Raw genomic sequence first — 3,278 nt, 5'->3', positions numbered from 1 at the left:
CGCGCCGCGCTGGCCGTCGGCGCCGGCAAGGCGGCCACCACGATATCGATCTCGGTGGTGTCCGGCATTTCCGGTGGCGTGGCGGGGGCCGCGGCGGCTCCGGTGTTTCCGCCTACATGTCCGGGCAGCCCTTCTTCAGCCGCGCCACGTTGCTGAACATCGCCATTGGCGGCATCGCGGGCGGCGGGGCGGGACTCATGGCGGCAGGTGCGCACCTGACCTTTTTCACCGGCGGCAAATCGCTGGGGGTCAACCCGACACCGCTCACGGAGCACACGCAGATCCCGTCCTTCCCGGACCCGGCGGCCAATCCCAATTTTCCGAGAAACGCCGGGGACGGGATGCTGAGGGGAAAAGTACGGATCCTGATGCCCAACGACCCTGTCACCCAGTCCATGGAAAATACCTGGACCCACCTGGATCCTGTGCAGCGCGCCACGTTCGAGCAGAACCTCACCACCATCAACGGCACCAGCGTGGACGTGGTGGCGACCCACGGCATTGCCGGCAGCGCGATGGTGGAGTGGACCGCACCCAACGGCACACCCATCAACCGCCCTGTGTCCGCCCAGACGCTGGCAGCCTTCCTCAGGCAGGAAGGCTATGGTGCCACCGGAACGAACCAGCCCATCAAGCTCGTCACCTGCTTCGCCGGCATGCCGGGGCGGTTCAGCCTGGCGCAATCGCTCGCCAACGAGATGGGGGTCAGCGTGTACGCCCACTGGTGGGTGGTCAACCCGAACCCCGATGTGGCGACACCCTGGATCCGTTTCGATCCGCGTTGACGCGCGATGCGGCGGATGGGCCAAGGCGGATGGCCCCCCCCACGGGCAGGCGGTCCAGCCCCGCCACTCGCGCCGGCCTCGCAGCGGGTGTCCGAGGCTCTGGCGGGAAGCGGCCCGGTCGGTCGTTTCCATGGCTCGCTCCCTCTGGCGCCCCGCCTTCGGGCGGGCGGTGGGGGAGCATGGTGGGCGGCAGGCCCGACCGGGGCAAGCCACCATGCGAAGCCGTGTGCGCCCCGGCGCACGGCCACCGCGTCTCTACGTCTCTGACGTCTCCTACAGGCCGGCCGGCCCTGCCGCCGCCAGCCGCACCTGCTCGAAGCGCTCGGCCTGCTCCTTGCGCAGGGCCTTGCGCAGCAGCGCGGCCTCCCAGCGGCGGCGCTCGTCGGCGGTGGAGGGCGACAGGGGCGGCACGGCGACGGGCTTGCGGTCCTCGTCCACGGCCACCATGGTGAAAAAGCAGCTGTTCACGTGGCGCACCACCTGGGTGCGGATGTTCTCGGCCACCACCTTGATGCCCACTTCCATCGACGAGTTGCCGGTGTAGTTCACGCAGGCCAGGAAGGTGACCAGCTCGCCCACGTGGATCGGCTGCAGGAAGGTGACCTGGTCCACGCTGAGCGTGACGGCGTAGCAGCCCGAGTAGCGCGTGGCGCAGGCGTAGGCCACTTGGTCCAGCAGCCGCAGCACCGCGCCGCCGTGCACGTTGCCCGAGAAGTTGGCCATGTCGGGGGACATCAGCACGGTCATGCTGAGCTGGTTGGCCGGAAGGTTGATCGTCATGGCGCGCGATTTTAGAAGCGCGAGGGCCTGCGGCACGGGCCTTGCGTGGCGCGGATCGGGCCGGTGATGCGGCTTCGCTACACTCGCGCCCGGCGTTCCCGCCCGGAGAAAAAATGCTCGACAAACTCAACGAACTCACCGCCAGCCATGGCGAACTGCGCACCGGCCGCGGCCTGGTCTCGGGCGTCATCGCCCTGTCGCTGGCCATCCTGTGCATGCTGGGGGTGCTGGCCTTCCACTTCCCGCAATACCTCACCACGCCGGAGCTGCGCAAGAGCTACAACGTGGACGTGATTCGCATGATCATGCTGGCCGCGCTGGTGGCGGCGGGCGGCATCTCGCTCGTCAACATGCTGTTCAACCGCTCGCGCTGGCTGTCGGCGGCGGCCTTCCTGCTGGTGGTGTCCACCGCGCTGCTGGGCGGGCACAAGGTGCCGGTGAACGACTTCGCGGACAACACGCCCTACATCGGCCTGGACTGGTTCATCCTCGACCTGCTGGGCAGCGCGCTGATCTTCATCTTCATCGAAAAGCTGTTCGCCCTGCGGCGCGACCAGCCGGTGTTCCGCGCCGAGTGGCAGACCGATTTCCACCACTTCATCGTGAACCACATGGTGGTGGGCTTCGTGCTGCTGGCCACCAACCTGCTGGTGCACAAGTTCTTCGGCTGGGCCGCGAGCGACGGCGTCCGCGGCTGGGTGCAGGGGCTGAACTTCTGGGTGGCGCTGTTCCTCATCATCCTGGTGGCCGACCTGGTGCAGTACTGGACGCACCGGGCCTACCACGAGGTGCCGGTGCTGTGGCGCCTGCACGCGGTGCACCACAGCGTGAAAAGCATGGACTGGATGGCCGGCTCTCGCCAGCACATCCTGGAGCTGCTGATCACGCGCACGCTGGTGCTGGCACCGATCTACGTGCTGGGCTTTTCCAAGGAGGTGATCGACGCGTACATCGTGATCGTGGGCTTCCAGGCGGTGTTCAACCACGCCAACGTGAGCGTGCGCCTGGGGCCGCTGCGCTACCTGATCGTCACGCCCAACTTCCACCACTGGCACCACAGCCAGGACCAGGAGGCGCTGGACAAGAACTACGCGGCGCACTTCGCCTTCATCGACTACGCCTTCGGCACGGCGGTCAAGAGCACCAAGCTCTGGCCCGAGCACTACGGCGTGCTGGGCGACTACGTGCCCAACGGGTTCATGAAGCAGCTCAAGTTCCCGTTCACGTGGAAGGGCTAGTGGCTTCCATGAACACGGCGGACACCGCGCGGCGGTTCGACGCCGTCGTCATCGGCGCCGGCGCGGCGGGCCTGTTCTGCGCCGCGCAGGCGGGGCAGCGCGGCCTCTCGGTGCTGCTGATCGACCACGCCGAAAAAGTGGCCGAGAAGATCCGCATCTCGGGTGGCGGGCGCTGCAACTTCACCAACCGCGACCTGGACCCGGCCGCACCGCACAAGCACTTCGTGGGGCAGAACCCGCAGTTCTGCCGCTCGGCGCTGTCGCGCTACACGCCGGCCGACTTCATCGCGCTGATGGACCGGCACGGCATCGCCCACCACGAAAAGCACAAGGGCCAGCTCTTCGCCGACCGCTCGGCGGAGGACATCATCCAGATGCTGCTGGCCGAATGCGCTGCGGGCGGCGTGCAGCGCTTGCAGCCGTGCCGGGTGAAAAATGTGGTCTTTTCGGCCTCCAGCGCAGATTCCACTAGGGC

4 protein-coding genes are annotated in these 3,278 nt (G+C 67.6%); 3 read left to right on the top strand and 1 reads right to left on the bottom strand.

Going from position 1 to position 3,278, the window contains the following annotated elements; all coding sequences use genetic code 11:
• Nucleotides 1-785: hypothetical protein (locus tag AC27KI_RS21405; RefSeq protein WP_487091236.1), on the top strand; the 785-nt coding region annotated here is incomplete at its 5' end.
• A 273-nt stretch (nt 786-1,058) separates the two neighbouring features.
• Here the strand turns inward: AC27KI_RS21405 and AC27KI_RS21400 are convergent.
• Entirely contained in the window at nt 1,059-1,559 is a 501-nt protein-coding gene (locus tag AC27KI_RS21400) for an acyl-CoA thioesterase (RefSeq protein WP_284402939.1), read from the bottom strand.
• A gap of 119 nt (nt 1,560-1,678) precedes the next feature.
• On the opposite strand from AC27KI_RS21400, the gene AC27KI_RS21395 reads away from it, so the two are divergent.
• Both AC27KI_RS21395 and AC27KI_RS21390 read left to right on the top strand, forming a co-directional pair.
• On the top strand, nt 1,679-2,803 hold the full coding sequence (locus tag AC27KI_RS21395) for a sterol desaturase family protein (protein ID WP_284402889.1): 1,125 nt from the start codon (nt 1,679-1,681) through the stop codon (nt 2,801-2,803).
• 8 nt (nt 2,804-2,811) lie between these two features.
• The coding region (locus AC27KI_RS21390) for an FAD-dependent oxidoreductase (RefSeq protein ID WP_487115719.1) at nt 2,812-3,278 on the top strand (467 nt) is incomplete at its 3' end.

This window comes from Acidovorax sp. KPB24-03, from assembly GCF_057546605.1.
Note: the sequence above shows the minus strand (reverse complement) of the source record. Positions and strands in the feature narration are given on the sequence as shown.